The organism is Micromonospora sp. RHAY321, assembly GCF_023896955.1.
GTDB lineage: Bacteria > Actinomycetota > Actinomycetes > Mycobacteriales > Micromonosporaceae > Micromonospora.
The window spans coordinates 67062-84429 of sequence record NZ_JAMHIW010000006.1; the positions used below are offsets into that span (position 1 = coordinate 67062).

13 protein-coding genes and 1 riboswitch are annotated in these 17368 nt (G+C 72.2%); of the genes, 4 read left to right on the forward strand and 9 right to left on the reverse strand.

Annotation, left to right across the window (positions count from 1 at the left end):
• Positions 1-34: 34 nt before the first annotated feature.
• The 3 genes from groL to M8C17_RS15815 all read right to left on the reverse strand — a co-directional run bounded on the left by groL (position 35) and on the right by M8C17_RS15815 (position 3303).
• Positions 35-1657 (reverse strand): chaperonin GroEL, encoded by a 1623-nt coding sequence (gene groL, locus M8C17_RS15805; RefSeq protein WP_089018750.1) that lies wholly within the window; start codon positions 1655-1657, stop codon positions 35-37.
• A gap of 268 nt (positions 1658-1925) precedes the next feature.
• Complete coding sequence (locus M8C17_RS15810) at positions 1926-2999, reverse strand: hypothetical protein (protein ID WP_252417222.1); 1074 nt, start codon at positions 2997-2999, stop codon at positions 1926-1928.
• A 100-nt stretch (positions 3000-3099) separates the two neighbouring features.
• Entirely contained in the window at positions 3100-3303 is a 204-nt protein-coding gene (locus M8C17_RS15815) for a cold-shock protein (protein ID WP_007073263.1), read from the reverse strand.
• Positions 3304-3526: 223 nt separating this feature from the next.
• Between M8C17_RS15815 and M8C17_RS15820 the strand changes: the two genes are divergently transcribed.
• Complete coding sequence (locus M8C17_RS15820; RefSeq protein WP_252417223.1) at positions 3527-4120, forward strand: GNAT family N-acetyltransferase; 594 nt, start codon at positions 3527-3529, stop codon at positions 4118-4120.
• 171 nt (positions 4121-4291) lie between these two features.
• Here the strand turns inward: M8C17_RS15820 and paaN are convergent, their stop codons facing one another.
• On the reverse strand, positions 4292-5965 hold the full coding sequence (paaN, locus tag M8C17_RS15825; protein WP_252417224.1) for a phenylacetic acid degradation protein PaaN: 1674 nt from the start codon (positions 5963-5965) through the stop codon (positions 4292-4294).
• A gap of 123 nt (positions 5966-6088) precedes the next feature.
• On the opposite strand from paaN, the gene M8C17_RS15830 reads away from it, so the two are divergent.
• A complete protein-coding gene (locus M8C17_RS15830) occupies positions 6089-8281 on the forward strand; it encodes a hypothetical protein (RefSeq protein ID WP_252417225.1) in 2193 nt (730 codons plus the stop codon).
• An 8-nt stretch (positions 8282-8289) separates the two neighbouring features.
• Here the strand turns inward: M8C17_RS15830 and M8C17_RS15835 are convergent, their stop codons facing one another.
• The 3 genes from M8C17_RS15835 to M8C17_RS15845 form a co-directional block, all read right to left on the reverse strand.
• The gene (locus tag M8C17_RS15835) at positions 8290-9309 is read right to left on the reverse strand and encodes a GNAT family N-acetyltransferase (protein WP_252417226.1); all 1020 of its coding nucleotides are present in this window, start codon (positions 9307-9309) and stop codon (positions 8290-8292) included.
• A gap of 310 nt (positions 9310-9619) precedes the next feature.
• Positions 9620-10906, reverse strand: coding sequence for a threonine synthase (gene thrC, locus M8C17_RS15840; RefSeq protein ID WP_252417227.1), 1287 nt, complete (start codon positions 10904-10906; stop codon positions 9620-9622).
• A gap of 11 nt (positions 10907-10917) precedes the next feature.
• Positions 10918-11053, reverse strand: a riboswitch (SAM riboswitch).
• A 20-nt stretch (positions 11054-11073) separates the two neighbouring features.
• On the reverse strand, positions 11074-12057 hold the full coding sequence (locus M8C17_RS15845) for a DMT family transporter (protein WP_252417228.1): 984 nt from the start codon (positions 12055-12057) through the stop codon (positions 11074-11076).
• A gap of 91 nt (positions 12058-12148) precedes the next feature.
• Here M8C17_RS15845 and M8C17_RS15850 point away from each other — a divergent pair, with 91 nt between their 5' ends.
• Positions 12149-12454, forward strand: coding sequence for a helix-turn-helix transcriptional regulator (locus M8C17_RS15850; RefSeq protein WP_252417229.1), 306 nt, complete (start codon positions 12149-12151; stop codon positions 12452-12454).
• Between the two features lie 316 nt (positions 12455-12770).
• A complete protein-coding gene (locus tag M8C17_RS15855) occupies positions 12771-13463 on the forward strand; it encodes a DUF4232 domain-containing protein (RefSeq protein ID WP_252417230.1) in 693 nt (230 codons plus the stop codon).
• A gap of 9 nt (positions 13464-13472) precedes the next feature.
• Here M8C17_RS15855 and M8C17_RS15860 read toward each other — a convergent pair whose 3' ends face one another.
• Positions 13473-14369 carry an ABC transporter permease gene (locus M8C17_RS15860; RefSeq protein ID WP_252417231.1) on the reverse strand — a complete coding sequence of 299 codons (897 nt, stop codon included), beginning with the start codon at positions 14367-14369 and terminating at the stop codon, positions 13473-13475.
• Positions 14369-17233, reverse strand: coding sequence for an alpha/beta fold hydrolase (locus M8C17_RS15865; RefSeq protein WP_252417232.1), 2865 nt, complete (start codon positions 17231-17233; stop codon positions 14369-14371). The genes M8C17_RS15860 and M8C17_RS15865 overlap by 1 nt, the downstream gene beginning before the upstream one ends.
• Positions 17234-17368 lie beyond the last annotated feature (135 nt).

Here is a 17368-nt window from a genome sequence, read left to right on the forward strand (position 1 = left end):
CAGCGGCCCGCCCCGTTCTGTGTTGGAACTGGACTCAGAAGTCCATGTCCCCGCCACCCGGGCCAGCCGGGGCAGCCGGGGTCTTCTCCGGCTTGTCCGCGACGACGGCCTCGGTGGTGAGGAAGAGCGCCGCGATGGAGGCGGCGTTCTGCAGCGCCGAACGAGTCACCTTGGCCGGGTCGATGATGCCCGCGGCCAGCAGGTCCACGTACTCGCCGTTGGCGGCGTTGAGGCCGTGACCCGCTTCGAGGTTACGGACCTTCTCCACCACGACGCCGCCCTCGAGGCCGGCGTTGACGGCGATCTGCCGCAGCGGCGCGTCCAGCGCCACCTTGACGATGTTGGCACCGGTCGCCTCGTCGCCGACCAGGTCCAGCTTGTCGAAGGCGGTCTTGCCGGCCTGCACCAGCGCGACGCCACCACCCGGGACGATGCCCTCCTCGACGGCCGCCTTCGCGTTGCGAACGGCGTCCTCGATGCGGTGCTTGCGCTCCTTGAGCTCGACCTCGGTGGCCGCGCCGACCTTGATCACCGCAACGCCGCCGGCCAGCTTGGCCAGCCGCTCCTGCAGCTTCTCCCGGTCGTAGTCGGAGTCGCTCTTGTCGATCTCGGCCCGGATCTGGTTGACCCGGCCCTGGATCTGCTCGGCGTCACCGGCACCGTCGACGATGGTGGTCTCGTCCTTGGTCACCACGACCTTGCGGGCGCGGCCCAGCATGTCGAGGCCGACGGCGTCCAGCTTGAGGCCGACCTCCTCGCTGATGACCTGGCCACCGGTGAGGATGGCGATGTCAGCGAGCATGGCCTTGCGGCGGTCACCGAAGCCCGGCGCCTTCACGGCGACGGACTTGAAGGTGCCCCGGACCTTGTTGACGACCAGGGTGGCCAGAGCCTCGCCCTCGATGTCCTCGGAGATGATCAGCAGCGGCTTGCCCGACTGCATGACCTTCTCCAGGATCGGGAGCAGGTCCTTGACCGACGAGATCTTGCTGTTGACGATCAGGAGGTAGGGGTCGTCGAAGACGGCCTCCATGCGCTCCGGGTCGGTCATGAAGTAGGCCGAGATGTAGCCCTTGTCGAAGCGCATACCCTCGGTGAGCTCAAGCTCCAGGCCGAAGGTGTTGCTCTCCTCGACGGTGATGACGCCTTCCTTGCCGACCTTGTCCATCGCCTCGGCGATGATCTCGCCGACGGTGCTGTCGCCAGCGGAGATGGAGGCGGTGGAGGCGATCTGCTCCTTGGTCTCGACGTCCTTGGCGAGCTTGGACAGCTCCTCCGAGACGCTCGCGACCGCGGCCTCGATGCCCCGCTTCAGGGCCATCGGGTTGGCGCCAGCGGCCACGTTGCGCAGGCCCTCGCGAACCAGGGCCTGGGCCAGGACGGTCGCCGTCGTCGTGCCGTCACCGGCAACGTCGTCGGTCTTCTTGGCGACCTCCTTGACCAGCTCGGCGCCGATCTTCTCGTACGGGTCCTCGAGCTCGATCTCCTTGGCGATGCTCACACCATCGTTGGTGATGGTGGGGGCACCCCACTTCTTCTCGAGCACGACGTTGCGGCCCTTGGGGCCGAGGGTCACCTTTACGGCGTCAGCGAGCTGGTTCATGCCTCGCTCGAGGCCGCGGCGCGCCTCTTCGTCGAACGCGATCATCTTGGCCATACGGCGTTGTCCTCCTGGACACTCACGGGCCACCCGAGATGTGCCCCGGATGGGCCGCCTGGTGTACGCACCTTGGGACGTCGCCACCTGGCGACGACGACGTCCTTCGGCCGGGCCGGATAGCCCGCGACGACCGGCCATGCCGCCCCGGCGTCTCCACGCCGGTGCAACCTGGCCCCACCGTCCCGACCATTGGCACTCGCGGTATGCGAGTGCCAATACCTTGTTTAGCACTCTCCCCTGCCGAGTGCAAGCACGACCGCCGTCGTCAGCCGAGTTCCGCAACCAGTCCGGGGCTGTTCACCGGCCTCTCATGAACCCGCTGCTCGGCGTACGTCACCAGCAGCCCCACCAGCTGTGCGAGATGGGCGGGGAGGGCCAGCACCGCGCTGAGGGCGATGACCAGCACCACGCCGACGGCGGAACCCGGGGTGGCGAGCGGGTCGACGCCGAACGGAGCGGTTCCCACGCCCTCCAGCACGCCGGCGACCACGCTGACGACGATCACCGCGGCCGCCACCAGCGCCACCCGACCCAGCAGCAGCCCCAACCGGTCGTGGAACATCCGGAACGACCGCCCGATCGGGTTGTACCGCTCGAAGAGATACACCGGCCCGGCCATGCTGAGCGCGAAGGCGAGGTAGATGCCGGGCAGGACGCAGAAACAGACGCCGAGGCCGACGATCACGCCGACCAGAAGCGTCCAGCCCCAGAGCCCGAGCGCCCGGCGCAGACCGAAGCGCAGCGCGTCGCCCAGGTTCACCGGCTCGCCGGCCGCCTGCCGGGTGATCACCCAGGTGCCGGCGGCCCAACCCACGGCCTGCACCAGCCCGATCAGCAGGCTGCCGCCGATGAGCACCAGGAACATGGAGGCCAGGTCGGTGAAGAAGGTGTCGGGCAGCGCGGTCGACTCGTCGATGGCGCCGGTCTCCCAGTCCGCGCTCGGGTCCAGCCCGAGCGAGAGCACCGACAGCACCGCCGCCGGCAACACCTGGGTGAGCAGCAGGATGGGCAGCAGCAGACGCCAACCGCGCTGGACCGCGCCCGCGCACCGCTCGAACCAGCCGCTCAACCCGGCGCCGGGCGGGGTGACCAGCCGGTCGGACGGGTCGACGCCCGGCGGGTACCAGCCGGCGGCCGGCGGTCCCGGATACCAGGGCTGCCCGCCGTACGGACCGGCACCGACCGGATAACCGCCGGTGGGTGGGAACACCCAGCCCTGCGGCGGCGGCCCGGGGGGCGGCCCCCAGGCAGGTGGCACGGTCGGATCCCAGCCAGGCGGAGGGCCGGACGGATCGGGCTGGCCCGGTGGCGGGACGGCCGGGGGCGGCTGGTCGGACATGAACCCTCCTCAGCGACGGCTGGAATGGTTCACGATCTTCCAGGGTCCGGCCGCGCGCCGCTGCCCCGGGCCGGCAGCGCACTCAGCGGCGGCGTCCCGCTCAGGCGACGACGCGTACCCGCTCCGCCTGCGGACCCTTCTGGCCCTGGGCGATCTCGAACTCCACCCGCTGACCGTCGTCCAACGCCTTGTAGCCGTCCATCTCGATCGCGGAGAAGTGGACGAACACGTCCTGACCGCCGTCGACGGCGATGAAGCCGTAGCCCTTTTCGGCGTTGAACCACTTCACGGTGCCCTGTGCCACGGTGCACTTCCTCACTCTGCGCGGCGTTCCCTGCCCCGGCGCGCGGCACGGCCGAGCGCCATCGGACCACCACCCCGGCGATCGATGACGGCCGCTGAAGCAGGTGACCGAAATCGCACGCTACACGAGGAGTGACGGCCGCGCACGACCACAAACCGGGCATATTTCGGGTCCGTGACGGGTGCTGCGGGATTGTCAACCATCGCTGTGATAGGTATGCGGCATGAACAGCGCGCCCAGCCGGGCGGACGGCAGCGGCACCGACAGCAGCGCGCCCGAACGGCGCGACGGCGCCGGCGGCACGGTGGGCACGGCGCCACGCGCCCCGATCCGGCGGGTACGTCCGGCGGACGCGGCCCGGATACGCGCGCTCCGGCTGGAGATGCTCGCCGACGCCCCGCTGGCCTTCCTGGAGACGATCGCCGACGCGGCGGCCCGACCGCACGCCGAGTTCGCCGCCCGCGTGGCGTACACCTCACGCGGCTCGGAGACCGCCCAGTTCGTGGCGGATCCCGGCGGCCGGTTCGTCGGGCACGCCGGGGGCACGGTCGCGCCACGCGAGGCAGGGCTGACGGTGATCTACGCGGTCTACGTCACGCCCGCGTGGCGGGGCACCGGGCTGCTCGGCGACCTGATCGACGAGGTGGCCACCTGGTCGCGCGCCTGCGGCCGGCCGGAGTTGCTGCTGGAGGTGGTGGTCGGCAACGACCGCGCCTACCGGGCCTACCAGCGGCTGGGCTTCACCGACACCGGCGTACGCGTCCCCCACCCCACCATCCCCGCACTGACCGAACTCCAGATGCGCAGACCCGCCTGAACCAAAGACACCCTCCCAGGGCAGAACCCCCATGATCCACACCCGAGACCCGGACGGTCGCAACCAGCGCGACCCGGGAGGGTTTCCGGGGCAGCCCGCCCCGCGCAGGGATCAAGCCTGACCGCCCGGAGCGGGGCGGGCTGCCCCGGAAACCCCAACCGCAACCAAGGATCAGACCGGCCGCCGCGACTGCACGATCCGGAACCGGTTGGCCACGTACGCCCCATCGGTCAGCGCCGAGTTGGCCGCCGCGTTGGCGCCGCTGCCGTGGAAGTCGGAGAAGGCCGCCGACTGGTTCACGAAGACCCCGCCGGTCAGGTTGCAGGACAGGTGCACACCGACCTCGACAGCCACCGCCTCGGTGGCGTCCAGCACCGACTCGTCGGTGGAGTAGACCCCCGCGGTGAGCGCGCCCTTCTCGCCGACCGTCCGGCGCAGCAGTTCCAGGCTGTGCGCGGTGGACTCGGTGGCGATGGCGAACGAGATCGGCCCGAACCACTCCCGGCCGTACGTCTCGGCGTCGTCCGCGCCCAACTTCACGATCGTCGGGGTACGCACCACCGCGTCCGCGTACGCCGGGTGCGTCACGGCCCGCGACTCCAGCACCGGCTCGCCGACCTTGGTCACCTCGGCCAGCCGCTCCAGCACGCCGTCGTTGACGATGGCGCCGGTCAGCTCCACGCCCCGGGCCGGGTCGGCGGTCAGCTTGCCGACCGCCGCGGCGATCCCGCCGGCCACCTCGTCGAAGCTCTTGTGCCCCTGGTCGGTCTCGATGCCGCCCGCCGGGATGAGGATGTTCTGCGAGGTGGTGCACATCTGGCCGCTGTAGAGGGTCAGCGTGAAGCCGAGGTTGCGGCACATGCCGGCGAAGTCGTCGGTGGAGTCGATGACCACGGTGTTCAGGCCGGCCTTCTCGGTGTAGACCGCCGCCTGCCGGGCGTGCGTCTCCAGCCAGTCGCCGTACTCGGTGGAACCGGTGAAGTCGACGATCTTGACGGACCGGTGCAGGGCCAGGTCGCTGGCGAGCTTCTCGCCGGGCGCCTCGGCCGCCAGCATGATGAGGTTCGGGTCGAAGCCGGCCTCGGCGAGCACCTCCCGGGCGTACTTCACGGTGATGGCCAGCGGCAGCACCGCACGGGGGTGCGGCTTGACGAGCACCGGGTTGCCGGTGACCAGCGAGGCGAACAGCCCCGGGTACGAGTTCCAGGTCGGGAAGGTGTTGCAGCCGATCACCAGCGCCACACCGCGCGGCACCACGTGGAACGTCTTGGTCATCCGCAGCGGGTCACCCTTGCCGGCGGACTTCTCCCAACCGGCCGTCGCCGGGTGCCGGGTCATCTCGGCGTACGCGTACGCCAACGCCTCCAGCGCCCGGTCCAGAGCGTGGGCGCCGCCGGCCTGGAAGGCCATCACGAACGCCTGCCCGCTGGTGAACTGCACCGCGTTGGCCAGCTCGAAGATGTGCTTGTGCAGCCGGTCGAGGATTTCCAGACAGACCCCCACCCGGGCCTGCGGGCCGGCGTCGCGCCAGGTCGGCAGCGCCGCGGAGGCGGCGGCGACCAGCTGGTCGGCGCCGGCGTGCGGGTACCGCACCGCCAGCTCAACGCCGAACGGGCTCGCCTCGGTGGCGACCCGGTCGCCCGTGCCCGGCTGGTCGAGGGGGAAGTCGCCACCCAGGTACGCCTCGAAGGCGGCCTTGCCGTCGGCGGCCGCGGTCTCGCCGTACACACGGGGGCTGGGGGACTCGGGATAGGCGGACCAGTAGCCCCGCTCCGTGATCGCGGTCAGCGCACGGTTGAGGGTGTCGGCGTGCCTGTCGTACAGGGGATGCGGGGTCTCCGTCATGCCCGCCATCATGCCTGAGCCACGTCGTGCAGCAGTAGCGCCGATGTCCGACCGTGCGGGCGGGGCGGGATTGCCCGGGGCGGCAGCGGGTACCCGCGAGCCTCCGGCCAGGGAGGGCGACGGGTGGGGATCACCGAGATCCGCGTGCACGGGGTCGCCGACAGGGGACCCGAGGCGATCCTCGACCGGCCCATCGTGGTGCGGGTCGCGGGAGACGACAACGCCGGCTTCTACCGGCCCCGGCCCGGCTACGGCGACGCCACGGACCGGGGTGGGGCGACCCTTGAGGCGTACCGCTGGAGCCGGCTGGCCGGCGGCACCGCGACGCGGACGTTCTCCCTGGTCCTGCTTCTGCCGTTCATGCTCAGCAACATCGCGGTCTGGATGCTGCCGGTTCCCGGCCGCGGGGGTGCCGCCGCGCGGGCGCTGTGCCGCCTACTGGCCGCGACGATGACCGCGATGTACGTGCTCTCCACCGTCGGGGTGTCCCTCGACCTGATCGCGTGGCAGTGCGCGGCCTACCCGAGGTGCATGGACGGACGCCGGGAGATCTCCTGGCTGGGCGGCGTGCCGCCGGGCCAGCGCCTCGCGCTGCTGGCCGTACCGCCGATCATCGCGATCGTCGTGATCTGGCGGCTCGGTGCCCGGACCTGGCAGCTCCCCGAGGATGGCGCCCCCGTGCCGGGGGTGGGCGCGGACCGGCTCGACTCACCCGCCTTCTGGGACACCCGTTCGCTGCTGCGCCGGCTGCGCTCGGTCCACGTCGCGGTGGCGTTGGGCACGCTCGACGTCGCCCTGCTGCTGGCTCTGGCCCCGCACGACGCCGCCCTGCCCGGCTGGCTGCTGCTGGCCGCGGACGTGGTGCTGCTCGCCGGCGCGGTGGTGCTGCTCTGCCGCCCGGCCATCGAGCGGCGCGGCGAGCAGGAGCATGTGAGCGCACGGGGTGTCCGGTGGGCGGCGATCGCGCTCACCGCACTGACCCTGGGGTACGCGCTGGCGCCCCGGCCGCCGTGGTCGGCCGAGGGGACGCTGCCCGGGTACGGCGTGCTGGTGGCCGGCCTCTTCGCCGGGCAGTTGGTGCTGCTGGCGGTGCTGGGCCTGGTGGTCGGGGTGCAACGCCGCCACCTGCCACGGCCTCGGTTCCTGCTCAGCGGGCTGGGCGCACCGGTGCTGATCTCCGTCGCGATCGGGCTGGGCGTGGCGTACTCCTCGGGCCTGACCTACGGGCTCGCCGAGTATCTGGACCGTGGTTCCAGCCCGACCCCGGCCCGGCCGCTGCCGCCCGGCGCGCCACCGCTGTCGCCGCCGGTCGCCTACCGCTGGGTCACGCTGGGGTTCTCCCTGGCGGTGCTCGTGGTGGTCGTGACGGCGCTGCTCGTCCCCCGCATCCAGCGCGCCCGCCGTCGCCGCGCCGCCGAGGAGCTGGTCCGGCGGGACTACCCGGAATCGTCACAGGTGCCCCCTGAGCGGGTCCGGGCCGTCCGCGACGCGATCGTGCGGGCCGGGCTGACGGAGCGGCTCGGGCGGCTGTTGTCCACCGCGTACGTGGTGTTGGTGCTGCTCACCCTGGCGGCGGCCGGACTGTCGGTCACCGGCCACGGGCCGGGTGTGCTCGCCCTCTGGCTCGGCGGCCAGTCACTGGCCCGTCCGGTGATCTTCGTGACCGACCTGGGCGCCCTGCTGATCGGCCTGTTCGCCCTGGTCCTCGCCGTGCTGGGACTGGTCGCCTACCGGTCCGGTGCGATCCGGCTGGTCGGGGTGCTCTGGCAACTGGCCACCTTCTGGCCACGCGCCGCGCACCCGCTCGCCCCGCCCTGCTACGTCGAGCGGGCGATCCCCGAGCTGACCCGCCGGATCAGACAGCTCACCGCCGACGGGAACGGGGTGGTGCTCTCCGGGCAGAGCCACGGCAGCGTGCTGGCCGCGGTGACCGTCCTCCAGCTTCCGGACGACTGCCGCCGGAGGGTCGCCCTGCTCACCTACGCCACCCCGCTCGGGAACCGGTACCGCCGCGTCTTCCCCGCCTACGTCAGCGACGAGATGTTGGGCGAGGTCGGCAACCGGTTGTCCTGGCGGTGGATCAACCTCTGGCGCTACACCGACGCGATGGGTGGGCCGGTTTTCGCCCCGTTCCCCGGCGGACCCGACGACCCGGCCGCCCGGGTCGACCGTCGGGTACGGGATCCGAAGGGCCTGCTCATCCCGCCGACCGACACCGTGCCGCCCCCGGTGAGGGGCCACTCGTTCACCCCGGACGAGGACTTCCACGCCGCGGTCAGCGAGCTCATCGGGCGGCTGGACCGGCCGGACGGCTGACCGGCGGGTCAGAGCGTGAGCTGCCAGTTGTTCCAGGAGTCCACGGGGCGGAAACCGAGCCGCTCGTTGATCGCCACCATGTAGCTGTTGCTGGCCGCGTTGAACGTGTCGATGACGCGGACCTCCTGCTCGTGGGTGAGCAGATGGTGCAGGTTCTCAATCTTGGCGAGCAGGCCGAGCCGGTGCCCACGGTGGTCCGGGTCGACGATGGTGATCTGCTGGAACGCGTGCCAGTCGGCGGAGGCACCCACGTCGAGCAGCGCCCAGGCGACCAACCGGCCGGACTCCTCGTGCCGTACCCCGAGGTGGTAACGCCGCCGGCCCCTGGCGTCCAGAGCGCGTTCGGTGCCGCGGATCCGCTCGGCGTCCACCTGCTCCGGTTCCCACTGCACGTCTCCCATGGGCGCGTCCATCAGCAGCCGGCCGTCCAGGTAGGCGACGTCTGCCACGTACTCCTGCGGGGTCGCGCCCTGCCAGCAGACCGACTGGTAACCCTCTGCCAGCGCGTGGGCCTCGGCCAGGGCCGCCCTCAGCGCGACCCGGTCGATGGCGGCGACCTCCAGCCGGCGACGCACCTCGGCCAGCGCGGAGTGGGCTCCGGTCGCGGCGGCGAACGCGTCACCCGCCCCCGTCCGGGCCGGCCCGTCGGGCAGCGCCGAGACGGTCATGGCGACCACCCGCTTGCGCCCGTGCTCGCGCAGCAGGCGCACCCCGTACTCGTGCAGTGCCCGGCCGACGCCCCGCCGCCGCAGCTCGGGATGCACCACCAGCTCGGCGGTGGCGTTGTCGGTGTTGTCGAGCTGGGGCAGGTCCAGCTGGAGGTAGCCGGCCGGGACGCCGTCGAGCCGGGCCAGGGCCCAGAGCGTGGCGGTGCCGGGCATCGGCGTGTGGAAGAACGCGTCGAAGCGCCGCCGGCAGAACGGCGGGAAGTCCGGCAGGTCGGCGTCGTTGGCCGCCGCGCCGATCCGGTACGCCTCGTCGACCGCGGCCCGGTCGGCGCCGTCGAACGACGCGATGGTGATGCTCATGCCGCCGAGCGTGCACCGGGAAAAACGATCGGGCCAGCGAATTATTCGCTGGCCCGATCGGACGTGGTCGGGAGGGGCACTCGCACAACGCCTCCGGCGTTGGGTCGCAAGAACTTCAAAAGTCTTCGGCGAAATGCCCTCCCGCACGGAGCATCTTGCGCCGTCCGGTTCCTGTCGTCAAGTCCAGAGCGGCGGGTTTTCCACACTCAACGCGAAAAGCCAGTTACCCGGCGGATCGGCCCGATCCCCCTTCCGGGTGATCCTCCCTCGTCCGTCGAGCCCGCTGACCCGTCGCGGCGGACAGGTGCGGTCAGCCGAGGAGGCCGGCGTCGCGAGCGGCGCGGAGGGAGGGCTTGATGTGGTGGGTCGGGCCGACCTGCCCGGCTACCGCGTCGATGGTCTTCAGGCCCTCGCCGGTGTTGAACACGACGGTCTCCGCCGCCGGGTCGAGCCGGCCGGACTCGACCAGCTTGCGCAGCACCGCCACGGTGACGCCGCCAGCGGTCTCCGCGAAGACGCCGGTGGTCCGGGCCAACTGGCGGATGCCGGCGCGGATCTCGTCGTCGTCGGCGTACTCCATCCAGCCGCCGGTGCGGCGGACGGCCTCCAGGGCATAGAGGCCGGCGGCCGGGTCGCCGATGTTGAGCGACTTGGCGATGCCGGTGGGCTTGACCGGGGTGATCGTGTCGGTGTCGGCGTGCAGGGCCGTGGCGATCGGGTTGCAGCCGGCGGACTGGGCGCCGAAGACCTTCCAGCCGCCGGCCGGCGCCTCGACCAGACCGATCTCGACCAGCTCGGAGAACGCCTTGTCAATCTTGGTGAGCAGCTCGCCGCTGGCCATCGGGATGACCACCTGCGCCGGGATCCGCCAGCCGAGCTGCTCGGCCACCTCGTAGCCGAGAGTCTTGGAGCCCTCCGCGTAGTACGGCCGGACGTTGACGTTCACGAACGCGGTGTCCTCGAACTCGTCGGTCTCCACCAGCTCGCCGCAGAGCCGGTTCACGTCGTCGTACGAGCCGTCGATGGCGACCAGCTCGCCGCCGTAGACCGCGGTGGTGATGACCTTGCCCTGCTCCAGGTCACTGGGGATGAAGACCACCGAGGGCACCCCGGCGCGGGCGGCGTGCGCGGCCACCGAGTTGGCCAGGTTGCCGGTGGAGGCGCAGGCGAACCGGTTGAAGCCGAGCGCCCTCGCGGCGGTCAGCGCCACCGACACGACCCGGTCCTTGAACGAGTGGGTCGGGTTGGCGCTGTCGTCCTTGACCCAGAGCGGCGCGGTGATGCCCAGTTCGGCGGCGAGGTGCGGGGCCGCCACCAGCGGGGTGAGCCCCGGGTTGAGGGTGACCCGGGTGGACGGGTCCTGACCGGCGGGCAGCAGAGCGGCGTACCGCCAGATGTTGTCCGGGCCGGCCTCGATCTGCTCACGGGTGACGGTGGCCAGGGCGGCGGTGTCGTAGTCGACCTCCAGCGGGCCGAAACACTCGTAACAGGCGTGCTGGGCGGCGAGCGGGTAGCGGGCCGAACAGGCGCGGCAGACCAGGGCGCGGGCGGGGCTGGCGGAGGTGTCGATGCCGGAGGCGGCGAACGTCGACGTCATGTCGAGGAGTCCTCTCATCTTTCCCCGCATCGCACGGTGCGGCGGGGACGGAATTGGCACCTGCCCCGCGGGTCGCTCAGCGGTGAGCGCGCGGGGTGGTTGCCGGGGCGTCGTCGGGCCGTATCCCTCAGCCCCTCTGGATGAGGTATGCAGTTGTGCCGTCGAGTCTAGGCAACGCCGCGCGCTGTGGCCACCACGGCTGCGGGGTCGACCACCGCCACCGGGTCCGTGACCGCGGTCGGTTGGGGCAGCGACGGGGCGCCACTGCGGACCCGGGTGGCGAGGTTCGCGGCGACCAGCGCGGCGATGGTGACGGCGGCCCCGACCAGCTCGACCGGCTCCGGCCGGTAGCCGCGGGCGATCTGCACCGCGAACGTGGTCACCGGGACCAGGTTCATGAACAGGGCGGCGTTGGCGGCTCCGAGCCGCTGCACGCCAGTGTTCCAGGCCAGCACCGCGATGACGGCGGCCACGATCACGGCGTACGCCAACTGCGGGGCGACCGCCACGAGGTCGGCGGCGGCCGGCGCGTGCTGCCATCCGATGCCGTCGGCCAGCACGCTCGCGGCCAGCATGGCGGCCGTGCCGGCGACGGCGGTCAGGGTGGTGTAGCGCAGCGGGGACCAGGTGCCGAACCGGCCGGCACCGTGGGTGTAGATGGCCCAGCCCAGCACCGCGCCGATCATCATCAGCCCGCCGACGCCGAACTGACCGAGCCCGGTCAGGCTCCCGCGCGTGATCACCAGTCCGACGCCGAGGAGCGCCACCAGGGAGAGGACCAGCAGGAGGGGCTTCGGGCGTACGCCGTCGCGTGCCCAGCGGACCAGTTGGGTGATCACCGGGGTGGTGGCCACGAACAGGGCGATCTGCTGCGGGGCCGCGTGTTCGAGCGCCAGGTTGGTGAGCAGGTTGAATCCGGCGAAGCCGACCACGCCGAGCACTGCCACCTCGACGGCCCGACCGCCGAGCCGCAGCGCGCCGGAGCCCTCCCGGATCAGCAGGATGGCGACCAGGACGAGGGCGGCCAGCAGGTAGCGGGCGGTGGTCAGGTTGAGCGGGTCCACCCGGGTCAACGCGCTGGCCAGCACGGGGAACATCACTCCCCAGCTCAGCGCGGCCAGCAGCGGAAAGGCGGCGGCACGGGATCGCATCGTCAGCTCCAATGTTCGAGTATCGTCGAACCAACGACACCGACCCTAGGGGGATGTTCGACGAATGTCGAACAACGGTTACACTGGTCACATGGAGCCGCACGAACCCGATCTGGCCGAGGTACCGGTCACCGCCGTGCTGGCCGCACTCGCCGACGACGTGCGGCTACAGATCGTGCGGGCCCTCGCCGAGGGCGGCGAGCGCTCCTGCGGCACCTTCGAGTTCGGCGTCTCCAAGGCGACCCGCAGCCACCACCTCAAGGTGCTGCGCGAGGCCGGCCTGACCCGCACCCGGGCCGCCGGCACCAGCCGTTACGTCCGGCTCCGCCGGGACGAGCTGGACCGCCTCTACCCCGGCCTGCTGAACGCCCTCCTCGACCCCCGCACCCCTGCCTGACGCCCCGTCAGGCTCGCCCGTGCGGCGACGGTCCTCGCGCTGCGCACCGTTGGGCAGCGACCATTCGCGTGCTGTGGAGCTGAATCGTTTGCGACATCGCCAGGGAACCGGAGCGACTTCCCGACCCGCTACGCCGCCTCGCTCGCATGATCCACTCCTTGTCAGCGATGTTGCGCGTTCAGGTGACTGGGACACCGCGACGGCCGCGCGGAAGCGGATCACCAGGCGAGCGATGTCCCAGGCGATTCAGCTCCAAAGGCCCCACCGGAGCCGGGCTGGACGGCGGTGGGACGCTCACGTCGGCGATGATCGGCAGGTGATTTCTCGAGGCACGGCAGCACGGCGACGCACGATCCCCGGCGCGGCGGTCGCGATGGCACTCCTGCTCGGCGCCTGTGCTCCCGCCGACCACCGAGGCCAGGCCGGGGACGCCAGGAGCCCGCTGCCCGGGCGCACAGCCGCGTCCAGCCCGACGCCCTCGGCGTACGTGAGCCCGCCGTTCTGGTGCCCGGAGTCGGGCGTACGGATCCGGTCGAGGGGATCGGACGCCGCCATGGGGCTGCGCGCACTCGGCCTGGAGCTGGTCAACTGCGGCGACCGCCCGTACCGGATCAAGGGACACCCGTCGCTGCGCGTGTTGGACGAGGACCGCAAGCCGATCATCCTGCGCGTGCTGCCCGGGGCGAAGGAGATCACCGCTGGCTTCGACCAGCCGCCCCGCGAGGTCGTCCTCGGTCCTGGTGAGCGGGCCGTCGCCACCGTCCTCTGGCGCAACCTCGTCACCGAATCGGCCGTGCCGGCCACCAACGGAACGTACCTGCGGGTCGCCCCCGCTGCCGGGCAGCCAGCCGAGGACGTCGACCCGGACGGGCCCATCGACGTGGGCAACACCGGCCGGATCGGCGTCAGCGCCTGGAAGAAGGACGACCAGTCGGCGCCGGTGCCGGCTCGGCCGCCGGTGCCGAGCGCGGTGCCGTCGTCGGTGAGCCCGCCCGACAGCCGGCTGTGAGGCCGCCAGCTACGACGTGATGTCCTTGCGGGTGAAGCGCCAGAAGGCCAGCCCCCAGAACAGCGTCGCGTAGCTGATCGCCGAGATGCAGCCGCGGACCACGTCGTCGGTCTGCACCGGGGTGGAGAGCAGCCCCAGCCAGGCGGTGCTGAAGTGGGTGGGCAGGAAGTCACGCAGCGCACCGAGGGCGGTGATCTGGTCCAGGATGCTGGACAGGATCCACAGCAGCACCGCGCCGCCCACCGCGCCCAACGCGGCGTCGGTGGTCACCGACAGCAGGAACGCCAGACCGGCCACCACCAGCAGAACGACCGCCAGGTAGCCGAGTACCGCCAGCAGCCGCAGCAGCCCCTCGGTCGGCTCCAGCTCGGCGGCGACCGTGCTCCGCAACGGCGACCAGCCGTACCGGAGGGTGCCGGCGACCAGGGCGGTACCGGCCAGCAGCAACAGGGCCAGCCCCGAGTACGCGAGCGCGACCACCAGCTTCACGGTGAGCAGCCGGGCCCGGGGCACCGGGATCGCCAGCAGGTACCGCAGGCTTCCCCAGCTCGCCTCGCTGGCCACCGTGTCGCCGCAGAACAGCGCGACGACCACCACCAGCAGGAACGATGCCGACACGAAGATCGAGAACAGGGTGAAGTTGAGCCCGCCGGAGGTGGCCAGGTCGACCAGGCTGGCGAACTCGTTGTTGCCGTTGTCGTCGTCGCCGCCGGAGTTGAACTGGAAGGCGACCAGGATGATCAGCGGCAGCAGCACCATGAACCCGAGCGCCAACTGGGTCCGGCGCCGCGACGCCTGACGGCGGAACTCCGCGCCGAACGGCAGGGTGGCCGACGGCCGGTAGCCCCGGGCCGCACCGGACGGGTCGGCGACGCCCACCGGCGCCTCGACGGAAGAACCAGCCATCACCGGTCACCGCTTCCCCGAGAGTTCTCGCCCACCAGGGCGAGGAACGCGTCCTCCAGGCGCCGCCGGGGCACCACCCGGTCCACTCCGATGCCGGCACGCACCAGCTCGGCCACCACCTCGCTGCGGGCCGTGCCGTTGGTGTCGACCACCAACTGGCCGTCGCTCTCCGGCAACACCCGGACCCCGTGCAGCCGGTCCAGCACCGCCCGCGCCGCCACCGGATCGGTGACGTCGAAGAGCACGCTGGGCGACTCGCCCACGATCTCCCCCACCGGCCCGGACGCCACGATCCGGCCCTTGTTGACCACCACCGCGTGCGTACAGGTCTGCTCCACCTCGGCCAGCAGGTGGCTGGAGACCAGCACCGCCCGACCGTCCGTGGCGTACCGCTGGAGCACCCGGCGCATCTCGGCGATCTGCGGCGGGTCGAGCCCGTCGGTCGGCTCGTCCAACACCAGCAGTTCGGGGAGACCGAGCATGGCCTGGGCGATGGCGAGGCGCTGGCGCATCCCGTGGCTGTAGTTCCTGATCTTCCGGTGTACGGAGTCACCCAACCCGGCGATCTCCAGGGCCGCGTCGAACTGTGCGTCCTCCCACGGGCGTCCGGTGGCCCGCCAGTACGCCTTCAGGTTGTCCAGGCCGGACAGGTGCGGCAGGAAACCGGGCCCCTCCACCAGCGCGCCGATCCGGGAGAGCACCGGCGAGCCGGGCACCAGTCGGCGGCCGAAGACGTAGATCTCCCCGGCGGTCGGCTGGGTCAGCCCCATCAGCACCCGCAGGGTGGTGGTCTTGCCCGCGCCGTTCGGCCCGAGCAGGCCCACCACCTGACCCGGGTGCACCTCGAAGTCCACGTTCGACACCGCGACGAAGCCGTCCGCGTACTCCTTGCGCAGCCTGCGCACGGCCAGCGGCGTGTCCGCGTACTCCGGATGCACGGAGCGGTCCTGCCGGCGGTGCCGGCGGCGGACCACGGCCACGACCACGACGAGGCCGATCGCGATGGCGGCGAGCAGACCGGCCAGCACCCAGCGCCACAGCGTCGCCGCGGTCGGAATCGGCTCGCCGCTGATCGTGGGCAGGCTGACCGCGCCGTCCGCCGCCACCGTGTAGACGGTGGGCTGGGCCGGTGTCGTGTACGCCTGGTCGGAGCTGGCCACCACCAGCCGCAGCCGGTGGCCGGCCTCGACCCGGCGGACGATCCCCGGCAGCGTCACGGTGACCGGGCGGGCGTCCTGCACCCGCTGCGGCAGGCCGGTGAGCCGGACCGGGGCGACCAGACCGTTCGGCAGGGTGGCCGCGCCCTCCGGGTCGACGTCGTAGAGCTTGACGAAGAGCACCGCCTCGCCGGTCGGCGACGCGGCCCGCAGGGTGACGGTGGGCGCGCCCGCCACGTCCACCGCGTCGGTCAGCGGCGCCGACTCGAACCGGGCGTGCTGGCCGGGCACGTCGCCGGCCACCCCGTCCAGCAGCGAGGCGAGCCCGCCGGCGAACGGGATGGAGGAGATGGCGGCCGGGTTGCCGTTCGGCGGGTTCGCGATCGGCTGTGCCGGGCCGGCGACCGCGACCTCCTGGCGGGCGTTACCGGTCAGGCCGGGGTAGTCGGCGCGGCGGAAGCCGGTGGCGACCAGACCCCGGTCGAGCGCGTCGAAGCCGGCGATCCGCGACCAGGTGAAGTCGTCGCCGGGAGCCCTGCCCTCGCCCTTGACGTAGTGGTCGAGCCACTGGACGGTCAGGAACTTCACGCGGTCCGAATCCGAGCGGGGGCCAGCGCCCCCGTCGTGCCCGCCGGTGAACCAGGCGACCCGCACCGGAGTGCCGGCAGCGGCGATGCCGCGCGCGTTGGCGTCCGCCTCGCCGAGCGGGAAGAGGGTGTCCGCCTCGCCCTGCACCAGCAGGGTGGGTGCCGTGATCCGGTCCAGTACGCCCGCCGGGCTGGAGCGGCGCAGCAGGTCCACGGCCGCCTGGTCGGCCCGCCCGGTGGTGGCGATCCGCAGGTACGCGGCGCAGACGTCGGCGGCGAACCGACCGCAGGACGGGTCGGCGGCGCCGGCCGGGGCACCACCTGGACCCGTGCCCGGGCCGGAGCCCGGCCCGGGGCTGGGCGGGCCGGCGGAGGCCGGTGCGCCCTGCGGCTGGGCGGCGGTCCCTCCGGAGATCCCGGCCGGGCCGGTGCCCACGTTGCCGCCTCCACCGAAGAAGAGGCCGGCCCAGCCCTTCTTGAACACGCCCTCGGTCGGCGCCCCGCCGGTGCTCTCCGGCAGGAACGCCCGGGACAGGTCGTTCCAGGTGATCATGGGGACGATCGCGTCCACCCGACGGTCCTGGGCGGCCAGCAGCAGCGCCAACCCACCGCCGTACGAGCCGCCGACCACGCCGACCTTCGGGTCGCCGGCCGCGTCCGTACGCACCTCCGGCCGGGCTGCCAGCCAGTCCAGCAGGCGCTGCGCGTCGCGAACCTCGTAGTCGGGGCTGTCCAGGTGGATCTCGCCGCCGCTGCGGCCGAAGCCCCGCGCGGTCCAGGTGAGCACCGCGTAGCCGCGCCCGGCGAACTCCTCCGCGTCGGACCGCACCGACTCCTTGGTGCCACCGAACCCGTGTGCCAGCAACACCGCCGGCACCTTCCGGCCGGACGACGCGTCGTCCGGCAGGTAGAGGGTGGTGTCCAGGTCCACCGGCTGGTCACCGGCCGGTCCGGAGCGGACGGTCAGCATCGCGCTCTCGGTGCGTACGCCCGGTCCCTGCGGCCACACCGCCCAGGTGACGGCGGCCGCCAACAGCACGACGACCACGGCTGCGGCGATCGCACGGCGGCGGGTGGGCAGTGCACGCCGGAACCACGCGGCCGGCGACGGCGATCTCATGCGGCACACGGTACGGGCCACAGCCTGAGCGTTGGCTGAGATCCGCCGTACGTCCGTCCGGTTGCCCCGATCGGCGACCGTACGGCTGCGACCGCGCACCGTCCGACGCGGCCCAGTGAGTTGAGTTCGCATCAC

Coding starts and splice junctions, on each gene's coding strand:
- M8C17_RS15860 (WP_252417231.1), bottom strand. CDS start 14,369: ATGGCTGGTTCTTCCGTCGAGGCGCCGGTGGGCGTCGCCGACCCGTCC.
- M8C17_RS15865 (WP_252417232.1), bottom strand. CDS start 17,233: ATGAGATCGCCGTCGCCGGCCGCGTGGTTCCGGCGTGCACTGCCCACC.
- M8C17_RS15850 (WP_252417229.1), top strand. CDS start 12,149: ATGGAGCCGCACGAACCCGATCTGGCCGAGGTACCGGTCACCGCCGTG.
- thrC (WP_252417227.1), bottom strand. CDS start 10,906: ATGACGTCGACGTTCGCCGCCTCCGGCATCGACACCTCCGCCAGCCCC.
- groL (WP_089018750.1), bottom strand. CDS start 1,657: ATGGCCAAGATGATCGCGTTCGACGAAGAGGCGCGCCGCGGCCTCGAG.
- paaN (WP_252417224.1), bottom strand. CDS start 5,965: ATGACGGAGACCCCGCATCCCCTGTACGACAGGCACGCCGACACCCTC.
- M8C17_RS15820 (WP_252417223.1), top strand. CDS start 3,527: ATGAACAGCGCGCCCAGCCGGGCGGACGGCAGCGGCACCGACAGCAGC.
- M8C17_RS15810 (WP_252417222.1), bottom strand. CDS start 2,999: ATGTCCGACCAGCCGCCCCCGGCCGTCCCGCCACCGGGCCAGCCCGAT.
- M8C17_RS15845 (WP_252417228.1), bottom strand. CDS start 12,057: ATGCGATCCCGTGCCGCCGCCTTTCCGCTGCTGGCCGCGCTGAGCTGG.
- M8C17_RS15835 (WP_252417226.1), bottom strand. CDS start 9,309: ATGAGCATCACCATCGCGTCGTTCGACGGCGCCGACCGGGCCGCGGTC.